Raw genomic sequence first — 21,899 nt, 5'->3', positions numbered from 1 at the left:
TCGCCTACCCCAACATCTCCTTCACCACCTTGACCAACTCGGCCCGCGGAACCAGTCGCTGGGCGACCCGTGCCTCGCGCCATTCGGTGTTGCCTTCGATGCCCTTGGCCATTTCGGCGCCGAGCGCCAGGTCCTTGAGCTGGACCTCACCCTTCTCGGCCTCGTCCGAGCCCTGAATCACCGCAACCGGGGCCTTGCGGCGGTCGGCATATTTGAGCTGGGCCTTCATGCCGGAACCGCCGAGATAGACCTCGGCGCGGATGCCGGCCTGGCGCAATTCGTTGGCCATCGCCTGATAATCGGCGAGACGGGTCTGATCCATCACGCAGACCACCACAGGTCCGGCGACACCGGCCGTGTCGACGCGGCCGAGCGCGGTCAGGGCCGAGAGCAGGCGAGAGACACCGATGGAAAAGCCCGTCGCCGGTACCGGCTCGCCGCGGAAGCGGGCGACGAGGCCGTCATAGCGCCCGCCGCCGGCGACCGAACCGAAGCGCACCGGCCGGCCCTGCTCGTCCTTGACCTCAAAGGTGAGTTCCACCTCGTAGACAGGACCGGTGTAATATTCGAGGCCGCGCACGATCGAGGTGTCGATCAGGATGCGGTCGGTGCCGTAGCCCGATTTTTCGACCAGCTCGGCAATACGCGCGAGTTCCTCGACGCCCTCGCTGCCCGTGGCCGAGCCCGAGACCAGCGGACGGATCCGCGCCAGCGTGTCGGCGTTGCTGCCACTCTGCCCCGCCACATAGTCGAGGATGGTCTGCGCCTGGCTGTCATCGAGGCCGGCGCCCTTGGTGAAGTCGCCGGACTCGTCCTTGCGGCCGGCGCCGAGCAGCGCCCTGACGCCCTCCAGGCCCAGCCTATCGAACTTGTCGATGGCGCGCAGCACAGTAAGACGGCCAGCGGCGTTCTCATCGCCGGCGAGACCGATCGCCTCCATGATGCCGTCGAGGACCTTGCGGTTGTTGACGCGCACCACATAGGAGCCGCGGGGTATGCCGAGCTTCTCCATGGTGTCGGCGGCCATCATGCAGATCTCGGCATCGGCCGCGACAGAAGCCGAGCCCACGGTGTCGGCATCGAATTGCATGAACTGGCGGAAGCGGCCGGGGCCGGGCTTTTCGTTGCGGAAGACATAACCGGCGCGATAGCTGCGATAGGGTTTGGGCAGGGCGTCGAAATTCTCGGCGACGTAGCGGGCGAGCGGTGCGGTCAGGTCATAGCGCAGCGACAGCCACTGCTCGTCATCGTCCTGGAAGGAGAACACGCCTTCATTGGGCCGGTCCTGGTCAGGCAGGAATTTGCCGAGCGCATCGGTATATTCGACGAAGGGCGTCTCGACCGGGTCGAAGCCATAGCGCTCATAGACTTCCTGGATCACCGAAACCATGGCGCGCGTTGCCGCGATCTCGCCGGCATTGCGGTCGACGAAACCGCGTGCCTGCCTTGCCTTCAATTTCTGCTTCTTCTCGCCCGACATCGCTGCAAACCTTCAAAATTCTTGCCGCTGTTTAGGCAGCAAAACCGGCTGGGGCAAGTTTTGGCGCAAGAATTATCGCTGGCGATCCGCAATTGCCGGTCAAAAGCCTGCGATGAAGACGCAGTCTGTGTCTTGCCTTGCTGGGTCAAATAGCGGAACCCTAAGCACAGCCTCCCGATATCACCCACGAATGGGCAATATCAGGAAGAATCTCTTGGGCGTGCTGAATGATCGTGGCGGGGAGGCTGGACGACATGACGAAACGACGGCTGGCGATCATCGAGGCCCCCAGCAATCTGGGATTGATGGCGCTGGGCGACGATGCGGAGCCGGGAACGCGGCATGCCCCGGCAACGTTGCGCCAGCTCGGCCTGCATGACCGGCTGGCAGCGGAGCACGTCGTCACGGTGGAGCCGCCGCCCTATAGCCGCGACGACCAACGTCGCATCAATATCCGCAACATCGACGCCATTGCCGAATATTCCATACGTCTGGCCGATGCCGTGGAAGAGGCTGTCGAGGCCGGGTATTTTCCCCTGGTCCTCGGCGGCGATTGCAGCATCCTGATCGGTTCGATGCTCGGCCTGGCGCGGCAGCGTGAGGCCGCTCTCCTCTATGTCGACGGCCATACGGATTTCTACCTGCCCGAGCAATCGGCCACGGGCGGCGGTGCCGGCATGGATCTGGCCTTGGTGACCGGATGGGGTCCGTCGGCCCTGACCGACCTGGAAGGGCGCTGGCCCTATGTAACGACACGGCGGGTCGCCGCCCTGGCCAATCGCGATCACGAGGGGGCGCCACCGAGCTCTATTCCGGCTATTGCCGAGTCCGGCATGGCTTACAGGCCCCTGGAGCAGATCCGCGCAGAGGGGGTGGGGGCCTGTGTCAACGCAGCCCTGAACCTGATCGATGCCGACAGGGAAGGGTTCTGGATCCATTTCGACGTCGACGCCATCGACAGCCGGCTGATGCCGGCGGTCGACTCCCCGCAGGCGGACGGCCTTGACTGGAAGGAGGCGGCTGCGCTGCTCGTCACGGCCCTGAAACGTGGCGCTCTTGGCCTGCAGGTGACGATCTACGATCCCAGCCGCGATCCCGGACACGCAGCCGGGAAGGCATTGATCGAATGGCTCGTCGATGTCCTGGCGACCGAAGCCTGACCGGGCCGGAGCGAAGCGGCGTTTCAGCGGCGTCGCGTGACGATACGGACCACATAGATGAAGGCGAGAAGAAGCGCGATCAGGATGAGCCAATGTATGATCGCGAACCCGCCCATGGTGACCTCCAGAATTTGAGAACCTGAAGGTTAGCAGGAGTGACGCTGGGGTGACAGCGTTTGATGCGGCCCTTGCCAATGCACGGGGCAGTTCCTAATTTTGTCATTATTGTTCTGTTTTTAAGCAATTTGGATTAAATCTTCAGCCGGATCGATACAGATGCGCTCGGCAGGTGCATCGGATCTAAGAATATAATCTTGATGCACGCGGTTTACATGACTTCATTTTCACGAATCTTTGCTAAAAAGATACTAGAGATTGGCCTTGTGGTTGCTCTCTTGAGTATTCCTGATGTAATATTTTCTTATTTCGGGTGGGATATATCTCCGTTCCGGACAAGGGAATATTTTGTAACATTATTGTCATTTTCAGTGCTCTTCGCCCTCTCGGCCGGCACATGGTTCAGAATACTCATCATTGTCGTGGTGTTCTTGAATCAGGCCATCTGGCTAAGTTCTCTCGCCTATTTCGGGGCGCCGCTCACGCCCGAGCAGGTCAGGCTGTTTTTCAGCGATACGGCCGATTCCGTTTCGACCGGGTTACAGGTCCAGAGCGAATTCCTGCTGCCGATACTTCTGGCACTGGCAACGGCCGTCTTGCTCGGGGTACTCACGCTGCTTCGCCCCTTGCGGACCGGTCGATCCTGGGCATTCTCCTTCCTGCTTGTATTGGCGCTCGGCGGCGTCGCGGCGCGATGGGAACTGCACAAATTGCCGAGTGTGGTGCAGGCCAATACCTATTCCGCTTCCTTCATCTCCAGTGCCAATGCGGGCGTGCTGGCGTATCGCGCCAGCCGGGCGCCCGCGCCTCCGGCTTCCCTCAATGGCCTGGCCGATCATGTCTTCGGCGAGGCCGAGATACCGGAGGGCCGGGCGACAGTCGTGTTCGTGATGGGGGAATCCATCAATCCGGTGCGGATGTCGCTTTTCGGCGCGGCACGACAGACCACCCCCCGTCTCGATCACCTGTTCAGGGAGCCGCCGGCAGGGTGGCGGATGTTTGCCAAGATTGGCTTTTCCGGCGGCGTGGCAACGCTTGCCAGCGTTCCCTCCGCTCTGAGGCTCGTTTATTTCCCCAATTTGCCGGAACGGCAGCCGGTGAACGTTTTCGACATCGCCAAGGATGGCGATTTCGCCAGCTATTACTATTCGGCACAGGCTATTCACACCATGCAGATTGCCGGTGGAGCCCGGCATGCCCGTGAGTCGAAGACGGTGGAGACCTATGACGAAACGGCCGAAAAATCGGCCGAGGAGTCGCTTGCCGACGACGTCAAGGGCGTGCCGCCGGCCGCGCGGCGCTTCGTCTATGTCCATCAGCGCGCCGATCACGAGCCCTATCTCGACAATTGCAAGAAATATGCGGGCGAGTTCCAGGTATTCTCGCCACCCGACGCCAATGCGGACGAGGCGCGGCGGGCACGCTACGACACCGGCCTGCAGTGCTGGGACCGCAGCACCAGCGATATCATCGACACCATGCTGGCCGAGAAGGATCCGGTCTATATCTTCGTCACCTCCGATCATAACGAGCTGATGGGCGAGGATGGGCTGTGGGGACACCTGATCCGCCACCTGCGGACGGCAGTCGTGCCAGTGATGCTGATGACCAACAGACCGGACTCGGCGATCGCCAACGCCTTCCGCCAACTCGATCGTCCCACCCAGTTCCAGCTCATGCAATTGACGGCGCAAGCGATGGGCAAGACGGTTGCGATCAAGCAATATGATCCGTCGGTCTTTTATGTGAACGGCACCATGCCCTTCGGCCAGGCCAAATACATGAAGGTCGAGCGCCTGCCGGGCGACGAGTACCAGATCTCCCACTATGCCAGCGACGGCTCACCGGCCGAGCCTCCAGAACATCTTTCGCTGAAGGGCGTGCCGAGGGAGCCCGGACATCTGGGCTCCTGACGGATTTTACAGAGCGTCGCACCGGAAAGTGGACGCGGGTCAACGTCGTTGGCGGAAGAAATCCTGCAGCAAGGTGCGCGACGCGCTGGCGTGGATGCCGGAATAGACTTCGGGACGGTGATGACAGGTGGGGGAAGCATAGAATTGCACGCCGTTCTCCACTGCGCCGCCCTTGGGATCGTCGCAGCCGAAATAGAGCCGCCGGATGCGGGCAAAGGAGATTGCGGCTGTACACATCGGGCAGGGTTCGAGCGTGACATAGAGGTCGGCGCCGATGAGGCGCTCGCTGCCCAGCACCTGCGCGGCAGCGCGGATGGCAAGCATTTCGGCATGGGCGGTGGGGTCCTTTAGCGCCAAGGTGCGGTTTCCTTCGCGCGAAAGCACCACTCCGTCCTTGACGACAACCGCGCCGACGGGTACCTCCCCGCGACCTGCGGCAGCACGTGCTTCCTCCAGCGCCAGTTCCATGATCGAGCGCTTCATCTCGTGACAAGCCGCCTTTTCTGCTAAAGCGTTTCACGATCCCTGCGGATCGGAAGGACGCCCCTCTTTTCAAGGAGTTTTGGAATACCCTCCGATACGATGGTAGCGGGGGCCATTCCAGCAACAATCCATGTCCGACGATAAACGATCTGGCGGCGGCGGCCGCAAGCCCCCAAGCGGGGGCAAGAAGCCATTTGGCCCCAAAAAGACCTCCTCTGACGCTGGACCTCGTCGGCGCGGCGTGGATGGCGACGCGCCCCCACGCCGTTCCTTCCGGGATCGCGACGAGGGCGGCGAGAGCCGCCGGGAGCGTCCGGCCCGTTCCTTTGCCGAACGACAGGATGGCGAGCGTCGTCCGGCCCGTTCCAAGCCGCGGGAAGGTGGGGATTTCCAGGCCCGCCCCGCCCGCCGCCCGTTCCGCGAGCGCGACGGCGGCGAGGAGCGTCCCAAGCCTCGCCGCTTCGAGGACCGCGGCGAGCGCGTGGAAGGTGGCTTTCGGCCGCGCCGCGATGCAGAGCGCGGGGAGGGTGGTGAGCGCTCCTTCAGCCGCAAGCCCGGCCGGAGCACCGGCGACGGGGAACGGCCCTTCGCGCCGCGCCGCATCGATACTTCCGTCGAACCGCGGGAGGGCGGCCGCAAGGCTTTCGAGCCGCGTTTCGATGATCGGCAGGAAGAACGCGGGCAGGAAAAACGCAGCCCGAAGCGTCCGCCGCGTCGTGCCGAGCCCAAGGCCGAAGCTGCGGCCGCAGCCGAGGCAGGCGCCTTTGCCGGCGAGCGCGTCGCCAAGGTGATCGCGCGAGCTGGCCTCGGATCGCGCCGCGACGCCGAGACCTGGATCGAGGAAGGCCGGGTTGCCGTCAATGGCGAAGTGCTGACCAGCGCGGCGCTCAACGTTCTGGCTGATGACAAGATCACGGTCGACGGCAAGCTCCTGCCCCGGCGTGAGCGCACGCGGTTGTGGCTCTATCACAAGCCGCGCGGCCTGGTGACCACGGAAAAGGATCCCGAAGGGCGTCCTACCGTGTTCGAGAACCTCGATCCGTCCCTGCCGCGCGTGATGTCGATCGGCCGGCTCGACATCAACACCGAAGGCCTGCTGTTGCTGACCAATGACGGCGGTTTGGCGCGTCAGCTCGAATTGCCTAAGACCGGCTGGCTGCGGCGCTATCGCGTGCGGGCCTTCGGCGAGACCGACCAGGTCCAGCTCGACGCACTGTTCGAAGGGCTGACGATCGACGGCGTCGACTACGGACGCATCGAGGCTCGCCTCGACAAGGAGCAGGGGTCCAATTCCTGGCTGACTCTGGGGCTGCGCGAAGGCAAGAACCGCGAAGTCAAGAATGTGCTGGGCTCCATTGGTCTGGAGGTCAACCGTCTGATCCGAGTTTCCTATGGGCCGTTCCAACTCGGCGATCTTGCCGAGGGTGCCGTCGAGGAAGTGAAGACCCGGGTTCTGATGGATCAGCTCGGTCCCGACCTGATTGCCGAGGCCGGCTGCGAATTCGAAGCACCGATCCATGAAGCCGTCGGCGAGAAACCGGCCAAGGCTACAGCCAAGCCCGCCAAAGGCGGTCCGGTGCGCGGGCTGCGGGTCAAGTCCGAGGAGGGGGGCAAGGAACGCGTGATGCGCGGCAGTTTGGTCGAGGATCGACATGGCCGCCGTGTGCTCGTTCAGCGCGTTACCGACCTTCCTGATGACAAGCCGGCTCGGCGCAAGCCTGTCCGCTCGCGTGATGAGGCGGGCGGCGATCGTCCCTTCAAGCCGCGTCCCGCTTTCCGTGATCGTGACGAAGGTGGCGAGCGTCCGCGCAAGCCGTTCCGTGCCCGCAGCGAAGAGGGCGGTGACCGTCCCTTCAAGCCGCGCCCCGCTTTCCGTGATCGTGACGAAGGTGGCGAGCGTCCGCGCAAGCCGTTCCGTGCCCGCAGCGAAGAGGGCGGTGACCGTCCTTTCAAGCCGCGGCCGTCCTTCCGTGATCGCGACGAAGGTGGCGAGCATCCGCGCAAGCCGTTCCGTGCGCGCAGCGAGGAGGGCGGCGACCGTCCTTTCAAGCCGCGGCCGTCCTTCCGTGATCGCGACGAAGGTGGCGAGCGTCCACACAAGCCGTTCCGTGCGCGCAGCGAAGAGGGCGGTGATCGTCCGTTCAAGCCGCGTCCGTCCTTCCGTGACCGCGACGAAGGTGGCGAGCGCCCGCGCAAGCCTTTCCGTGCGCGCAGCGAGGAGGGCGGTGATCGCCCCTTCAAGCCGCGTCCGTCCTTCCGTGATCGCGACGAAGGTGGCGAGCGCCCGCGCAAGCCTTTCCGCCCGCGGGGCGAAGAGGGTGGTGATCGTCCGTTCAAGCCGCGCACTCCCTCCCGCGATGGAGATGGCGAGCGTCCGCGCAAACCTTTTCGCTCGCGTGATGAGGGGAGCGGTGATCGTCCGTTCAAGCCGCGTGCCCCCTTCAGGGATCGCAATGAAGGCGGTGAGCGTCCCTCCAAGCCGCGTCCCGGCGGTAAGCCGGGCGGCTCGCCGCGCCGGGGGCGTTGACGGGCTGGTCGATGCGTATCGTCGGCGGGCAATTTCGCGGCAAGCAATTGGCGACACCGAAGTCGGACGCGATCCGGCCGACTTCGGATCGCCTGCGTGAAACCCTGTTCAACATCCTGGCCCATGGCTATGACAATCCCGTGCGCGATGCCCGGGTGATCGACTTGTTCGCCGGCACCGGGGCTCTCGGTTTCGAGGCCCTGTCGCGTGGCGCCAGCTTTACCACCTTCGTCGACGAGGGCGCGGAGGCACGCGGCCTGATCCGCGGCAATATCGAGGCGATGTCCCTGGGCGGACGCACCCGGCTGTTTCGCCGGGACGCCACCAAGCTCGGCATGATCGGCCCGAGCGAGCCCTTCTCGCTTGCCTTCCTCGACCCTCCCTATGGCAAGGGGCTGGCTTCCCTTGCCCTCGCCAGCCTCGCCAATGGCGGCTGGCTGGCCAAGGGAGCCTTGTGCGTGGTCGAGGAAGCGACGGATGCGCCTCTGGAAGCGCCGCCCTCCTTCGCCCTGGCCGATCAGCGCGATTATACGGGCACCAGGCTGACCTTCTTCAGCTACGAGCCGGGCTGACCGCTACTTCAGTCGCTTCCGCTCCCCCTGCCTTGCTGCCCTAGTCCGACGACATCACGGAGAGGGAAAAGGCTATCGCGACGGCTGTGACGCTGGAAGTGGGTTGCCGCATGCGTAACGGGTCCGATCCGCAACCGGTGATCGAGCGGGCAAGGGCGATGTGCGTGGTGGCCAATTCTCTGCACCGCGGCATGCCTGCCAGCATCGAGATGGCGGCGTGAACGGGCGCATCGGCGACACACGCAATCTGGAGAAGCGTGCCGAAAAGGATCGCAGAAGCCAGGCGGATGGCTTTCTTCTGACCTATACCTTGCTAGGTCCATGCTCCAGGAGGTAAGGGATACTTCACTTCACCCGTTTTCTACCCATATTGGGTGGACCCCTTCGCTTTCCCTCCCGATCGGACCTTCTATGACGCTTGCGCTTATCCCCGGTCTCGGCGGTGCTTCCCATGCCCAGGGCCCGGCGATCACGGATTTCACGCTTCCCAACGGCCTGCATGTCGTGGTCATTCCCGACCGCCGTGCGCCGGTGGTCACCCACATGGTCTGGTACAAGGTGGGTGGGGCGGACGAACCCAAGAGCAAGTCGGGCATCGCGCATTTCCTTGAACATCTGATGTTCAAGGGCACGGAGAAGAATCCGGGTGGCTTTTCCAAGCAGGTCGCCGAACTCGGCGGGCAGGAGAACGCCTTCACCTCTTATGACTATACCGCCTATTTCCAGCGGGTGGCCAAGGAGCATCTCGGCGCCATGATGGCGTTCGAGGCCGACCGCATGACCGGGCTGGCCCTCACCGACGAGGTCGTCAATCCCGAGCGCAATGTCGTGCTCGAAGAGCGCAAGATGCGCGTCGATAACGATCCCAATTCCCAATTGGCCGAGGAGATTGCCTCGACCCTGTTCACGCACCATCCCTATGGCACGCCGATCATCGGCTGGGAGGACGAGATCGAGGGCTTGACCCGGCAGGACGCCATCGATTTCCACAACCGTTTCTACACGCCGAACAATGCCACGCTGATCGTGGCCGGTGACGTGACGGCCGAGGAGGTGCGCGAACTGGCCGAGAGCCATTACGGCCCGGTGGCCCGGCGCGCCGATCCGCCGCCACGCCGGCGACCGCAGGAACCCAGGCAGCGTGCCGACCGCCGCGTTCGTCTGGCCGACAAGCGGGTGGAGCAGCCGATCTATCAGCGTCATTGGCGCGCTCCTTCCTATATCCAGGCCCGCAATGGCGAGGGCGAGGCGCTCGATCTTCTGTCGCAGATCCTTGGCGGCGGGCAGACCTCGCGGCTTTATCGCGCCCTGGTGGTCGACAAGAAGGTGGCGTCGGCGGCCGGCGCCTTTTATGGCGGCTCCGCCGTGGACGAGACGCGCTTCGGCGTCTGGGCCATCCCGATGCCGGGCGTCAGCTTCGAAGCGCTGGAGGCGGCTGTTGACGAGGAGATCGGCCGTGTCGTCGAGGAGGGCGTCAGCGAGGCGGAACTGGAGCGTGCCAAGACACGCCTTGTCGCCGATGCGATCTATGCCCAGGACAATCAGTCGACCTTGGCGCGCTATTATGGCGCCACCCTGTCCGTCGGCGGCAAGGTGGAGGATCTGCAGCTCTGGCCGCAGCGCATCGCCGCTGTGCCGGCCGGGCGGCTGCCGGAACTGGGCCGTGCCGTCCTGCTGGAGGGCAAGTCGGTGGTCGGCCTGCTCGAAGGACAGTCCTGATCCGTTTCGAACCGCCATCGCGGGCGCAGCCAAGCAATCCGGCCGCGCCGCATTTGATTATCGGGATTGCTTCGCCGCGCCTGCAATGGCGGGACAGTCTTGCAGCGGCGCGTCAGTCCAGGAGCAAAACGCGTTTAAGTGGAAACGTCTTTTTGCTCTAACTCTTTGTTTCAACGCGTCTTTGCGATTCTTGACGGCTCCGCCAAATCGCCAGACGCTCTTGCCGTCATTGCCGGCTTTGCCGGCCATGACGATCGGCTTTTGTGAACGAGTGTTTCCATGATCCAGAAGATCGTCTCGCCCCTTGGCATTGAAGCCTGGCTGGTCGAGGACTATGCCGTGCCCGTCATCGCCGTCGACTTCGCCTTCAAGGGTGGAGCCGCACAGGATCCGGCCGACCGGCCAGGCCTGGCCCATATCATGTCGGCGCTGTTCGACGAGGGCGCCGGTCCCCATGACGACGAGGCCTTCCAGCGCCTGATGGAGGAGAATGCGGTCGAGTTGTCGTTCCATGCCGCGCGCGACCAGATCAATGGTTCGCTGCGCACCCTGGCCGACCGCAAGGCCTTCGCCTTCGATCTTCTGCACTATGCCGTCAGCGAACCGCGCTTCGAGGAAGCTGCGGTCGAGCGCGTGCGCCAGAGCCTGCTTGCCAGCTTGCGCCGCGAGGCCGGTGATCCCAACGCCATGGCATCGCTGGCTTTTTTCGCAGGGCTTTTCCCCGACCATCCCTATGGCCGCCCATCGCGCGGTACCCTGGAGAGCGTCGGCGCCGTCAGCCGCGACGAGATCGCGGCGCAGCATCGGCGCCTGCTGGCCAAGGATGGGCTGACGGTGTCCATCGTCGGCGCCATCGATGCCCATGACGCCGAGGAAATGCTGGACACGGTGTTCGGCTCGCTACCGACCACGGCCCTGCTGCAGCCGGTGCCCGAAGCGGAACTCGCCGGCTTGGGCGTGCGCAAGATTATTGACCTCGACGTGCCGCAGACGGTGCTGCAATTCGCTACGCCCGGCGTGAAGCGCGACGATCCAGACTTCATGGCCGCCTTCCTGCTCAATCACATCTACGGTGGCGGCAGCTTCTCTTCGCGCCTGTTCCAGAAAGTGCGGGAGGAGAGGGGCCTGGCCTATTCGGTCTCCACCCAGCTCGGCGCACTTGCCCGGGCTGCCTTCGTCGGTGGTGGCGTCGCCACCCGCAATGACAAGGCTGCCGAAAGTCTCGCCATCATCGAGGCTGAGATGGCCGAACTCGCCCGCAATGGGCCCGCCGCCGCCGAATTGGAAAGCGCCAAGAAATACATCACCGGCTCTTATGCGCTGCGCTTCGATTCATCGACCAAGATCGCCAACCAGCTCACCATGATCCAGATCGAGCAGCTCGGCATCGATTTCATCGACCGCCGCAACGGCTTGGTCGAAGCGGTGACACTGGACGATACCAAGCGCGTGGCTCGACGCATGTTCGGGGGCGGCAAGCCCTTCGTCGTCGCCGTCGGGCGTCCGGAGGGATTGTCCTAAGCCGAGCTTTTCGGCGAGGCCAACGGAACAGCGCCAAGAAAATAGCGGTGATCCGCAAGAAATGGCGAGAAAAGCGAGCCGTCCCGATCGTTCTCTTCTCGCCGGCCAAGGTTAAATCGTTCTGCTTACGTCACACTGACTATTGCACGAAGGGGCTGTCTGCATCACCCTGTCGCTCGTCGAGAAGCGGCGGGGGTCGCTGATGCGGGAGGATATCATGACGCTTTGGAGTGTTTCGGCTGTCGTCCTTGTTGGCCTGATGGCAGCAAGCTGTGCGACCAGTGGTTCTGGAACTTCGCGTGGTTCCGACGTCAGCGGCGCTGCCGTTGCCGTGTCGTCCGGGCGCGTCAGCAAGATCGATCAATTTTCCTACATCACCCCCGCCTGCAGGGAAGTGCCCGGCGTTGCGGCCCATGTCACCAAGCAGGCAGCCTATGGCCGGGCGAGCATCCGCCGGGCGCGCGACTTTTCGCCCTATGAGGCCGGCAATTCCAGTGCCGGCTGCAATTCGAAGCGTGTGCCGGTCTGGCAAGTACTCTACAGCTCTGCCCCCGGCTATCATGGTCCCGATCAATTTGCCTATCGCAAGGCTTTTCCCGACGGCAAGGTGCTCGACGTCGTCGTCAATGTCGACGTGCAATGAGCAAAGCACGTTCATGACTGAACGCCTGTATGCTTTAGCTCCTCGTTTCCAGCCAATCCTACGGATTGGCTGGAGCGTCTCGGTGAAGCGAGTCCGTCTCATCGCAAAACGCCTTGGAGTCTGAGGCACGTCTGCCGGCCGTTCCGATGGCCGGTCCCATGGTGTATTGTCTCAAGCACGTGATGCATTCGTTCCCCAGGTGGGGGAGAGAATGTATCAAGTCTTTGATTTCGCGCCTGATTTCTCACTGGTGAAAATCAGCCGCCGATGGACGATTCGCCCCATGGCCATCCGCGCTCTTCCCCAGATTCTGATCGACCGCATCGCTGCCGGCGAAGTGGTGGAGCGGCCGGCAAGCGCCGTGAAGGAATTGGTGGAGAACGCCATCGATGCCGGTGCCAGTCGGATCGAGGTCGTCACCGAGGGAGGCGGGCAGCGCCTGATCCGCATCGTCGATGATGGTTCGGGCATGTCGTCCGAGGATCTGGCCTTGGCCGTGCAGCGGCATGCCACCTCCAAACTGCCGACGGAAGATTTGCTCGCTATCAACACGCTGGGCTTTCGCGGCGAAGCCTTGCCGTCCATCGCCTCGGTGTCGCGCCTCAGCATCACCACACGCGAGCGTGGCGCCGCGACGGGGGCGATGATCGCCATCGAGGCGGGCGAGCACCAGGCGATCCGCCCGGCCGCCATCGGGGAGGGCACTCGCATCGAGGTGCGCGATCTCTTCTATGCCACGCCGGCCCGTCTGAAATTCCTCAAGACCCAGCGTACCGAGGCGGCGGCGATCGGCGATATCGTCAAGCGCCTCGCCATGGCCAATCCCGCCATTGCCTTTACCCTCGCGGGCGAAGACCATTCGCCCTCGACCTGGCCTGGTGGTGACGAGGAGACGCGCCTGGGTACCTTGCTGGGGGCCGATTTCATCGACAATGCGATCGCCATCGACGTGACGCGCGGCGATACCCGCTTGCATGGCCATATCGGCTTGCCGACTTTCAATCGGGGTACGGGGCAGCATCAATATCTGTTCGTCAACGGGCGGCCGGTGCGCGACAAGCTGCTGCTGGGCGCCGTACGCGGCGCCTATGCCGATCATCTCCCCAAGGACCGTTTTCCTGTTCTGGCCCTCTTCCTCGACATTGCCCCGCAGAATGTCGACGTGAATGTCCATCCGGCCAAGGCCGAGGTCCGCTTCCGGGACGGCGGCCTGGTGCGCGGCCTGATCGTCTCGGCCATCCGCTCTGCGCTGGAACGCGAGTCCGGCCGCAGCTCGAGCGGCAATGCCGATGTCGCCCTCGGCCTGCTTGCGCGCAGTCTCGAGCGCCCCGCCGATCTCGACTGGGACTGGCGGGCTTCGCCCGCAGCGCCTCGCCCGGGGGGGATCGGCACGGGCGGCGGTGGAAGCGGCTTTGCCGCGCCGGCTCAGGCCGGATTCGACACGCTGGTGCTGCCTTCCGCCGATGCGCGGGCCACGGTGGTATCTCCCGCGCCCGACAGCCTCGACCGGCCGCTTGGCGCGGCGCGCGCCCAGCTGCATGAGACCTATATCGTGGCGCAGACCCGGGAGGGCGTCGTCATCGTCGACCAGCATGCCGCCCATGAGCGCCTCGTCTATGAGCGCTTGAAGCGGGAGCGCGCGGCTGCCAGCGCCAAGTCGCAATTGCTGCTGATCCCGGAAGTCGTGGATCTCGATCCCGCCGATGTCGAGCGCCTGACGGCAGCGGGTGAGGATCTGGCGGCCCTCGGCCTAGTGGTGGAACCGTTCGGGCCGGGTGCCCTGCTAGTCCGGGCTACGCCGGCCGCACTGGGCACGACCGATCCGGCTGCGCTCATCCGCGACCTCGCCGACGGCTTTGCCGAATGGGGGTCGGAGATCGTGCTGGAACGGCGCCTGGACCATGTCGCCGCCACCATGGCCTGTCACGGTTCCGTGCGGGCCGGGCGACGCCTGTTGCCAGCCGAGATGGATGCGCTGCTCCGCGAGATGGAGATCACGCCCAATTCCGGCCAGTGCAATCACGGCCGGCCGACCTATGTGACGCTGAAGCTCAGCGACATCGAGGCCCTGTTCGGGCGGCGATAAGCTCGGCGGTATATAAAAGAAAAGGCCGGTCCAGCGCCATCGAGAGATGGAACTGGACCGGCCTTCGGCATTGTGCTTGCTTGAGCGTTTCTTACTTGACCTTTTGGGTCTTGAACACTCGGTCGAACCAGGACTCGCTCTTGTTGCCCTCGGAGGGCAGGGGCTCATTGCCGGCCAGCGGCGCCGAGGCGAGCGGCTTGCGGTAACCCACCGGCGGCTCGGTCAGTGAGCGACGCGGCGGTTCGACGCCAGCCGCGAGCGGCGTGGTGTCCTCACCCAGGTTGAGGCGCTTTTGCAGCTCGCTGGGCTTGAGCGGAACGGAGCTGGCCTTGGCCGCGTCGAACGGCTCCGGCGCATCGACCCGACCGGCGCCCGGAACGCGGCCAGCCGCCATCTCATCAGGGGAGAGACGGCCATCGCCATGCTCGGCCTTGCCGCGCGGAATGACGCCGGAGGCCTTGCGCTTCTTGTAGTCTGGGTCCACCGGCCAGTTCGGATCATTGTCGGAAGTCGCGGCCGTACCAGGCGGCGGCAGGTCGAGCTTGCCCGGTTTTGCCAGCGGCGCACGGTCGGAATAGTTGATAGCCGGGGCATCGTCGCCGGTGCCGAGCATCTTCTGGAAGAAGTTCTGCCCAAGGGACTGCGCATTCGCCGCGCCGGCCGGCGCCAGGGCAACCAGTGCCGTCGCCGCAGCCAGGCCAAGCCAAATCTTTGTCCGCATCCTATATCCCAATCACTGCTAGATTTCGGTGCAAATTCCGGGAGAGATCTTCGCTCTACTGCCCGAAAAATGCGTCAAAACCAAGAAACCGATACACTTTCGGGCAACCAGTACCTGAAAAGTCAGGAGGACCCGTGCGTCTGTGGCTCTTTGTTCACCACCATGTCATACAACAGCAGGGCCACGCCCGCAACGATGGCGACATCGGCCAGGTTGAAGACATACCAGGAAAAATCGCCGGCATGGAGCAGGAAGAAGTCGGCGACGGCGCCGTAGAGCACGCCGTCTATGGCATTTCCGAGTGCGCCGCCGATGATCAGGCCGATGGCGATCGCGCCGATTTTCGTGGATATCCGGGCAAGCCAGGCCAGCAACAGCACCACCGCGGCGATGCGGAAGGATATCAGCGCCCAGCGGCCGAACTCGGTTTCCTGCTGGAACATGCCATAAGAAACGCCGCGGTTCCACACCAGCACGAATTGCAGATTGGGAGTCCAGTCGACCGGGCCTGAATTGGCGATGTCGTGGATATAGAGCGCCCAATATTTCTGGCCCTGGTCGATGGCGACGGCGAGAATTGCCGCCACCACGCCAAGGAATGAATGCCGTCCGATAAACCAGGACTTCATTGCTGAGCCCCTGCCGCCGCCTGCCATTCACGCATCGCCGCCGCATCGCGCGGCGTGATGTTGGGGAAGGCGGGATCAGCGGTACTGGGATCGAAATAGCGCCAGGAGCGCGCGCATTTGACGCCACCCGCCCGGCCGGGAACCACCGCGATACCGGGGACGCCGTCGAGACGATAGGCCTCGGCGGGACCCTCGCCGGCCACCAGCGTCAACCCTGAGACGATGCAGACATCCTCGAAATCGACGCTGCGCAGCACCGCCAGCGTCGCCTCGTCGGCGACATGGACTGTTGGCGCGGCTTCCAGCGAGGAGCCGATGCGCTTGGCGGCGCGTTCATGCTCCAAAGCGCCGGTGACCACGCGGCGTGCCTCGCGCACCAGGTCCCACTTTTCGGCGAGTGCCGGATCGATCCAGGCCGGATCGGCCGCCGCGAAGGGCTGCAAATGCACGGAAGCTTGTTCACCGAAGCGCGAGGTCCAGGATTCTTCCATGGTGAAGCACAGCACCGGCGCCAGCCACGTGGCCAGGCAGGTGAAGAGCTTGTCGACCACACTCAGCGCCGCCCGACGGCGCAGGGACGATTTCGGATCGCAATAGAGCGCGTCCTTGCGCACGTCGAAGTAAAAGGCCGACAGGTCCGCCGTCATGAAGGTCGCGAGCAGTGCGACCACGCGCTTGTAGTCATAGCTTTCATAGGCGGTGCGCACTTCGCGATCGAGCTCGGCCAGCCGGTGCAACATCAGCCGCTCGAGTTCCGGCATCTCGGCGGCGGCAACGGTGTCACCGGCCTCGAAATGGGCGAGCGTACCCAGCATCCAGCGCATGGTGTTGCGCAACTTGCGATAGGTATCCTCCACCGTCTTGAGGATTTCGGGGCCGATGCGCTGGTCGTCCGTATAGTCGGAGGTTGCCACCCACAGGCGCAGGATGTCGGCGCCCGAGCGCTTGATCACGTCCTGGGGATCGACGCCGTTCTTCAGGGACTTCGACATCTTCTTGCCGTCCTCCGCCATGGTGAAACCATGGGTGAGGACGATGTCGTAGGGCGCCCGTCCGCGCGTGCCGCAGCTTTCCAGGAGCGAGGAATGGAACCAGCCGCGATGCTGGTCGGAGCCTTCCAGATACATCACGGTATCATCGCCACCGTCGATCTTGCGCTGGATGCCGGCAAGGCCTGGGAAGTGCCTGGGATCCTCGAGCGTGAAGGCGTGGGTGGAGCCTGAATCGAACCAGACGTCGAGGATGTCGTCGACCTTGACCCAGCCTTCGCCGGCCCGCGCGCCGAGGAAGCGCTCGGCGGCGCCTTCCTGGTACCAGGCATCGGCGCCTTCGGCCTCGAACGCCGCGGCGATGGCCTGGTTGACGGCCTCATCCTTGAGGATCTCGACGGCGCCGCCCGGCTTGTCGCGCATGAACACGGCGATCGGCACGCCCCAGGCACGCTGGCGCGAGACCACCCAGTCCGGGCGGTTGGCGATCATGCCGGTGATGCGGTTCTCGCCGGCGGCCGGCACCCATTGCGTCTGCCGGATGGCGTTAAGCGCGAGTTCGCGCAGCGAGGAGCCGTCGCCGAGCGTCGGCCCGATATCGTTGCGCAGAGCGCCGCCTTCCATGCGGACCGGCGTCGCTGCCGGCACCGTGCCCGGCGGCACGACATCGATGGGCTTGTCCATCGCGATGAACCATTGCGGCGTGTTGCGGAAGATCACCGGCTTCTTCGAGCGCCAGGAATGCGGGTACTGATGTTTGATGCGGCCGCGGGCCACGAGGTTGCCTTCGGCCACCAGCGCCTTGATCACCGCGTCGTTGGCATCGCCCTTGTCGCCCTTCTCGGTGATGACGCGCTTGCCGGCAAAGCCCGGGGCATCAGCGGTGTAGAAGCTGTCGCCATCCACGGGATAGGGGATATAGGTGCTGATGCCGCGGGCGTTCAGTTCCCGCTGATGCGCGGTCCAGACGTCGAAGTCCTCGCGGCCATGGCTGGGGGCGGTGTGCACGAAGCCGGTGCCCGCCTCGTCGGTGACATGCTCGCCCTCGAGCAGGGGCACGACAAAGCCATAGAAGGGGTCGAAGCCCGCCAGCGGATGGGCGGCCGTAAGGCTAGCGAGCTCACCGGCCTCGACGCCGCCGACGCGCTCATAGGCCTCCACTTTGGCGGCCTTGAACACCTCTTCGGCGAGCTTGTCGGCCAGGATGAAGCTGTCGCCTGCCTTGGCCCAATTGTTCCCGGGTGCAGCAGTGACGCGGTAGAGGCCATAGGCGACGCGGCTCGAATAGGCGATGGCGCGGTTGCCGGGAATGGTCCAGGGCGTGGTGGTCCAGGCCACGAAGGCAGCCTTGGCCACCTCGTCGCGCGTGGCACCCGAGCGCACCGGGAATTTCGCCCAGATCATGTCGGAGGTATGATCCTCATACTCGATCTCGGCTTCGGCGAGCGAGGTCTTCTCCACCACCGACCACATCACCGGCTTGGAGCCACGATAGAGCTGGTCGCTCATGGCGAATTTCATGATCTCGCGGGCGATCTGCGCCTCGGCTGAGAAGGCCATGGTGAGATAGGGATGGGCCCAGTCGCCCTCGACGCCCAGGCGCTTGAACTCCTCGCGCTGCACGCCGACCCAATGCTCGGCGAAGGCCCGGCATTCGCGGCGGAACTCGACCAGTGGCACCTCGTCCTTGTTCTTGCCCTTGGCGCGGTACTGTTCCTCGATCTTCCATTCGATCGGCAGGCCGTGGCAGTCCCAGCCCGGCACATAGTTGGAATCGAAGCCGAGCATCTGCTGGGAGCGCGCCACCAAATCCTTCAGGATCTTGTTGAGCGCGTGACCGATATGGATGTTGCCATTGGCATAGGGCGGGCCGTCATGCAGCACGAATTTCGGCCGGCCGGCCGAAGCCTCGCGCAGGCGCTGGCGCAGATTCTGACTCTGCCAGCGCGCCAGGATCTCAGGCTCCTTCTGCGGCAAGCCGCCGCGCATGGGGAAGGCCGTCTGCGGCAGGAACAGGGTCTTGGAATAGTCGAAACCCTCAGGACTCGCCTTCGAGGCTTCGGCGGTCTCGCTGGAGGGGGACGCAACATCGGTCATGAACAGTGGTCCGTCGATACGGAGGAAAAGGAAAAGCGGCGCAAACCCGGACCTTCCGCGGAGCTCAGCCGAGCCCGCACGCGGAAGCCGGGACGATAATTCGGGCTATGCGCAACGCGTAATTCATAGCGCGCGTGATAGCAGGCTCTGCGCTCGGGATAAAGCGCGGAGGGAAGGAGAGGCCGGGATTTTCTGGGGCAGAGCCGCCTACGTTGCCCTAGCATGAGCTTCAGCCCCTCCCTATCTGCCATGAAGGCAGCCTTTGCGCTTGCTGGCCCTTTCACTGACATGCTCTGATCTGGAGTTCGAGAATGACCGGTTCGCCCGACTACACGCCCCCGAAGATCTGGACCTGGAACAAGGCGAATGGCGGTGCGTTCGCCAATATCAACCGGCCGATTGCGGGCCCCACCCATGACAAGGAATTGCCGGTCGGCCGTCATCCCCTCCAGCTCTATTCGCTGGGCACGCCGAACGGCGTCAAGGTCACCATCCTGCTGGAGGAATTGCTGGCTCGCGGCCACAAGGGCGCCGAATATGATGCCTGGCTGATCGAGATCGGCAAGGGCGACCAGTTCGGCTCGGGCTTCGTCGACGTCAACCCGAACTCCAAGATCCCGGCATTGCTCGATCGCAGCGGCGCCGAACCGATCCGGGTGTTCGAATCCGGCTCGATCCTGTTCTATCTCGCCGAGAAGTTCGGGGAATTCCTGCCCAAGGATGCCGCTGCGCGCGCGGAGTGCATGTCGTGGCTGTTCTGGCAGATGGGCAGCGCCCCCTATCTCGGCGGCGGCTTTGGCCATTTCTACGCCTATGCGCCGACCAAGATCGAATACGCCATCGATCGTTTCGCCATGGAGGTCAAGCGCCAGCTCGATGTGCTCGATCGCCGTCTGGCGCAGGTGGAATATCTGGCCGGCAGCGACTACACCATCGCAGACATGGCGGTGTGGCCCTGGTATGGCGGCCTCGCCAGGGGCTGGCAGTATGGCGCGGCCGAGTTCCTGCAGGTCGAGGACTACAAGAACGTGCAGCGCTGGGCCGAGGCGATCTTCCAGCGTCCGGCCGTGCAGCGCGGGCGAATGGTCAACCGCACCTCAGGCGAGCCGGCGAGCCAGTTGCGCGAGCGGCACGACGCCAGCGATTTCGAGACGAAGACGCAGGACAAGCTGGAAGCCGCGGGCTGAGGCGCGGCTCTCTCGGGATCGTCGGCGTCTCAGTGACAATCTTCATCGAAAATTGTCACGATTGCCTGCTCTTGAAGTACTGCGACAGATGGATGGGAAGAGCAGGCAAGGATGCCTGCGATCCCAGGACGGGTCGGCCTCACTGCAAGGGCGGTTTGCGGAGGAAGGCGTTGCGATCGGCCGATTTGACGCGAAGCCAGCTCTCCCGGCCACCGCGCAGCACGCGCATCGGCACTTCTACGCCCGCGGGCCCGCCGCTCCACACCTTGCGATAGAAGTCGGCAAGGCCCTGGACTTCCTCGTTGCGGATGTCCGAAATGACGTCGCCCGCCTTCAGTCCCGCCTTGGCCGCCGGTGAGCCCTTGGCCACGCTGGCGACCACGACCTTGCCGTTGCTTTCCGCCGAGAAGGCGCCGAGCCAGGGACGCGGCGGCTTATCGACCTGGCCACGCGTCAGGAGATCGTCGAGAATGGGCGGCAGGAGGTCGATGGGCACGACCATGTTGATGTCGAAATCCTCGCCGCCCCGTTCCATCTGCAGGAGCAGGGAGCCGATGCCCAGCAGCCTGCCGTCTTCGCCAACCAGCGCCGCACCGCCCCAGGCAGGATGGGCGGGTGCGATGAAGATCGCCTCATCGAGCAGATATTCCCAATAGCCTGCAAATTCCTGCTTGGCCACGATGCGGGCCTCGACATGGCGCCCCGTGCCGTCGACGAAAACGGCTTCCTCGCCGACCGCCGTCTTGCCGGAACTGCCGAGCCCCAGGGCCGGCAGGCCGAGCTGGCCAAGCGCTTGCAACAGGCCGAAGCCTGTTGTCTGGTCATAGGCCAGGACATGGGCGGGAACCACACGGCCCTCCTGCGTAGTCAGCCAGACCTCGTCGGCTTCGGTGACGAGATAGCCGATGGTGAGCACCAGCCCGTCGTCGCGGATGACCACGCCACTGCCTTCACGCTCGGTGCCGAGCGCAGCCGCGGTGAAGGCGTCCTGTGGAATCCTGGCCCGCACGGCCACGACCGAGCGCATGATCGAACGAAGTGTCATCGCTTTCATCTTGGTGAAGGGCGCCTGCAGCTAGGCAGCATGCGCAACACCCGCAATCCGGGCAATGAAGATTTCCTAGAGGTATGCAGCCTGGCGTCGTGCTGCAAGGGCATAAGGGGAAGCGCCATGATGACGGGAGGCCGATCGCGGCTGGCCGATCTGGTCGCTTGAAGGCTTCTTCCTGGCGAGTTTCGCGCCGTATCGGCCGGACCGCACTCAGCTCCGTTTCGCGAACCAGATCACGTGCCGGGCGCCGCTGCGCCCCTTGTTGGCGCGCACGCGAACTTCGTCCACCGCAAAGCCCGCCTGATGCAGCCGCCGGGCAAAGGCCGAGGAAGGACCTTGCGACCACACGGCCAGCAGGCCGCCTGCGGTCAGTGCTCCCCGTGCCGCCGCGAGGCCTTCCAGGCTGTAGAGGCGATCATTGCCGGCATGGGTCAGCCCTTCCGGACCGTTGTCGACGTCGAGCAGGATCGCGTCGAAACGGCGCCCGGAGCGGATCATTCTGTCGACATCGCCGAGTTCGATGCTTACGCGCCGATCATCGAGGCTGCCTGCGAAGATCTCGGCCATGGGGCCCCGGGCCCAGGTGACGACAGAGGGCACCAGTTCGGCGACCACGATCTCGGCATCCTCGGGAAAGCTTGCCAGGGCGGCGCGCAGGGTGAAGCCCATGCCGAGCCCGCCGATCAGGATGCGCGGATGCTTGCGTGCCGCCAGGCGCTCGGCGGTCATCGTCGCCAGCGCCTCTTCCGAGCCGCTGAGCCGGCTGTTCATCAGCTCGATGCTGCCGAGCCTGATCGAGAATTCACTACCGCGCTGCTTGAGGCGCAGTTCTGCGCCGCCATTGGGGATCGTCGCGGTGTCGAGGTGTTTCCAGGGAATCACGGCAGGCTCTTTCCAGACAGGCGCAGATAGCCTTCTCCTCTTGTGGGAGAAGGTGCTCGGAAGGGGCGGATGAGGGGTTTCGCGACAGTACTTAAAGAATGGTGCGACCGCTCATCCGACCT

The 21,899-nt window shown here is 64.3% G+C and carries 16 protein-coding genes; 9 read left to right on the top strand and 7 right to left on the bottom strand.

Features of this window, described 5'->3' with window-relative positions; translation table 11 throughout:
• Positions 1–4: 4 nt before the first annotated feature.
• Positions 5–1,480 (bottom strand): histidine--tRNA ligase, encoded by a 1,476-nt coding sequence (hisS, locus tag ACR9ZN_RS17520; RefSeq protein WP_481272780.1) that lies wholly within the window; start codon positions 1,478–1,480, stop codon positions 5–7.
• 254 nt (positions 1,481–1,734) lie between these two features.
• Between hisS and ACR9ZN_RS17515 the strand changes: the two genes are divergently transcribed.
• Positions 1,735–2,640 carry an arginase family protein gene (locus ACR9ZN_RS17515; RefSeq protein ID WP_481272779.1) on the top strand — a complete coding sequence of 302 codons (906 nt, stop codon included), beginning with the start codon at positions 1,735–1,737 and terminating at the stop codon, positions 2,638–2,640.
• Positions 2,641–2,957: 317 nt separating this feature from the next.
• A complete protein-coding gene (locus tag ACR9ZN_RS17510; protein ID WP_481274368.1) occupies positions 2,958–4,670 on the top strand; it encodes a sulfatase-like hydrolase/transferase in 1,713 nt (570 codons plus the stop codon).
• Between the two features lie 39 nt (positions 4,671–4,709).
• Here the strand turns inward: ACR9ZN_RS17510 and ACR9ZN_RS17505 are convergent, their stop codons facing one another.
• Positions 4,710–5,153 (bottom strand): nucleoside deaminase, encoded by a 444-nt coding sequence (locus tag ACR9ZN_RS17505; RefSeq protein WP_434957741.1) that lies wholly within the window; start codon positions 5,151–5,153, stop codon positions 4,710–4,712.
• A 130-nt stretch (positions 5,154–5,283) separates the two neighbouring features.
• Between ACR9ZN_RS17505 and ACR9ZN_RS17500 the strand changes: the two genes are divergently transcribed.
• The 6 genes from ACR9ZN_RS17500 to mutL all read left to right on the top strand — a co-directional run bounded on the left by ACR9ZN_RS17500 (position 5,284) and on the right by mutL (position 14,221).
• Positions 5,284–7,680, top strand: a complete 2,397-nt coding sequence (locus tag ACR9ZN_RS17500; RefSeq protein WP_481272778.1) for a pseudouridine synthase — start codon at positions 5,284–5,286, stop codon at positions 7,678–7,680.
• Positions 7,681–7,691: 11 nt separating this feature from the next.
• Positions 7,692–8,252: a 16S rRNA (guanine(966)-N(2))-methyltransferase RsmD gene (gene rsmD / locus ACR9ZN_RS17495; RefSeq protein WP_481272777.1), complete on the top strand. Its 561-nt coding sequence runs from the start codon at positions 7,692–7,694 to the stop codon at positions 8,250–8,252.
• A gap of 411 nt (positions 8,253–8,663) precedes the next feature.
• Positions 8,664–9,971 carry a M16 family metallopeptidase gene (locus ACR9ZN_RS17490; RefSeq protein WP_454815393.1) on the top strand — a complete coding sequence of 436 codons (1,308 nt, stop codon included), beginning with the start codon at positions 8,664–8,666 and terminating at the stop codon, positions 9,969–9,971.
• A gap of 279 nt (positions 9,972–10,250) precedes the next feature.
• Entirely contained in the window at positions 10,251–11,492 is a 1,242-nt protein-coding gene (locus tag ACR9ZN_RS17485; protein ID WP_454815391.1) for a M16 family metallopeptidase, read from the top strand.
• A gap of 217 nt (positions 11,493–11,709) precedes the next feature.
• Positions 11,710–12,135, top strand: a complete 426-nt coding sequence (locus ACR9ZN_RS17480; RefSeq protein ID WP_434957736.1) for a hypothetical protein — start codon at positions 11,710–11,712, stop codon at positions 12,133–12,135.
• Positions 12,136–12,418: 283 nt separating this feature from the next.
• On the top strand, positions 12,419–14,221 hold the full coding sequence (gene mutL / locus ACR9ZN_RS17475) for a DNA mismatch repair endonuclease MutL (RefSeq protein WP_454815389.1): 1,803 nt from the start codon (positions 12,419–12,421) through the stop codon (positions 14,219–14,221).
• 91 nt (positions 14,222–14,312) lie between these two features.
• Here mutL and ACR9ZN_RS17470 read toward each other — a convergent pair whose 3' ends face one another.
• From ACR9ZN_RS17470 to ileS, 3 genes are all read right to left on the bottom strand, one after another.
• Positions 14,313–14,942: a hypothetical protein gene (locus ACR9ZN_RS17470; RefSeq protein WP_434957734.1), complete on the bottom strand. Its 630-nt coding sequence runs from the start codon at positions 14,940–14,942 to the stop codon at positions 14,313–14,315.
• 122 nt (positions 14,943–15,064) lie between these two features.
• Entirely contained in the window at positions 15,065–15,571 is a 507-nt protein-coding gene (gene lspA / locus ACR9ZN_RS17465; RefSeq protein WP_434957733.1) for a signal peptidase II, read from the bottom strand.
• Positions 15,568–18,657, bottom strand: coding sequence for an isoleucine--tRNA ligase (ileS, locus tag ACR9ZN_RS17460; RefSeq protein ID WP_481272776.1), 3,090 nt, complete (start codon positions 18,655–18,657; stop codon positions 15,568–15,570). Before ileS ends, lspA begins: the two co-directional genes overlap by 4 nt.
• 311 nt (positions 18,658–18,968) lie before the next feature.
• Here ileS and yghU point away from each other — a divergent pair, with 311 nt between their 5' ends.
• The gene (gene yghU / locus ACR9ZN_RS17455; protein ID WP_454815383.1) at positions 18,969–19,844 is read left to right on the top strand and encodes a glutathione-dependent disulfide-bond oxidoreductase; all 876 of its coding nucleotides are present in this window, start codon (positions 18,969–18,971) and stop codon (positions 19,842–19,844) included.
• A 139-nt stretch (positions 19,845–19,983) separates the two neighbouring features.
• Here yghU and ACR9ZN_RS17450 read toward each other — a convergent pair whose 3' ends face one another.
• Complete coding sequence (locus ACR9ZN_RS17450) at positions 19,984–20,889, bottom strand: S1C family serine protease (protein WP_441770366.1); 906 nt, start codon at positions 20,887–20,889, stop codon at positions 19,984–19,986.
• Positions 20,890–21,105: 216 nt separating this feature from the next.
• On the bottom strand, positions 21,106–21,777 hold the full coding sequence (locus ACR9ZN_RS17445; RefSeq protein WP_434957729.1) for a spermidine synthase family protein: 672 nt from the start codon (positions 21,775–21,777) through the stop codon (positions 21,106–21,108).
• Positions 21,778–21,899: the final 122 nt, after the last annotated feature.

This window comes from Labrys sp. HAY1-8F (assembly GCF_056754975.1).
This window is presented reverse-complemented; position numbering and strand designations above follow the sequence as displayed.

Bases quoted from the DNA above. Each gene is read 5' to 3' on its own strand.
- yghU (WP_454815383.1), top strand. From the start codon at position 18,969: ATGACCGGTTCGCCCGACTACACGCCCCCGAAGATCTGGACCTGGAAC.
- ACR9ZN_RS17505 (WP_434957741.1), bottom strand. From the start codon at position 5,153: ATGAAGCGCTCGATCATGGAACTGGCGCTGGAGGAAGCACGTGCTGCC.
- ACR9ZN_RS17490 (WP_454815393.1), top strand. From the start codon at position 8,664: ATGACGCTTGCGCTTATCCCCGGTCTCGGCGGTGCTTCCCATGCCCAG.
- ACR9ZN_RS17510 (WP_481274368.1), top strand. From the start codon at position 2,958: ATGCACGCGGTTTACATGACTTCATTTTCACGAATCTTTGCTAAAAAG.
- mutL (WP_454815389.1), top strand. From the start codon at position 12,419: ATGGCCATCCGCGCTCTTCCCCAGATTCTGATCGACCGCATCGCTGCC.
- ileS (WP_481272776.1), bottom strand. From the start codon at position 18,657: ATGACCGATGTTGCGTCCCCCTCCAGCGAGACCGCCGAAGCCTCGAAG.
- ACR9ZN_RS17470 (WP_434957734.1), bottom strand. From the start codon at position 14,942: ATGCGGACAAAGATTTGGCTTGGCCTGGCTGCGGCGACGGCACTGGTT.
- lspA (WP_434957733.1), bottom strand. From the start codon at position 15,571: ATGAAGTCCTGGTTTATCGGACGGCATTCATTCCTTGGCGTGGTGGCG.
- rsmD (WP_481272777.1), top strand. From the start codon at position 7,692: ATGCGTATCGTCGGCGGGCAATTTCGCGGCAAGCAATTGGCGACACCG.
- ACR9ZN_RS17515 (WP_481272779.1), top strand. From the start codon at position 1,735: ATGACGAAACGACGGCTGGCGATCATCGAGGCCCCCAGCAATCTGGGA.
- ACR9ZN_RS17450 (WP_441770366.1), bottom strand. From the start codon at position 20,889: ATGACACTTCGTTCGATCATGCGCTCGGTCGTGGCCGTGCGGGCCAGG.
- hisS (WP_481272780.1), bottom strand. From the start codon at position 1,480: ATGTCGGGCGAGAAGAAGCAGAAATTGAAGGCAAGGCAGGCACGCGGT.
- ACR9ZN_RS17500 (WP_481272778.1), top strand. From the start codon at position 5,284: ATGTCCGACGATAAACGATCTGGCGGCGGCGGCCGCAAGCCCCCAAGC.
- ACR9ZN_RS17480 (WP_434957736.1), top strand. From the start codon at position 11,710: ATGACGCTTTGGAGTGTTTCGGCTGTCGTCCTTGTTGGCCTGATGGCA.
- ACR9ZN_RS17485 (WP_454815391.1), top strand. From the start codon at position 10,251: ATGATCCAGAAGATCGTCTCGCCCCTTGGCATTGAAGCCTGGCTGGTC.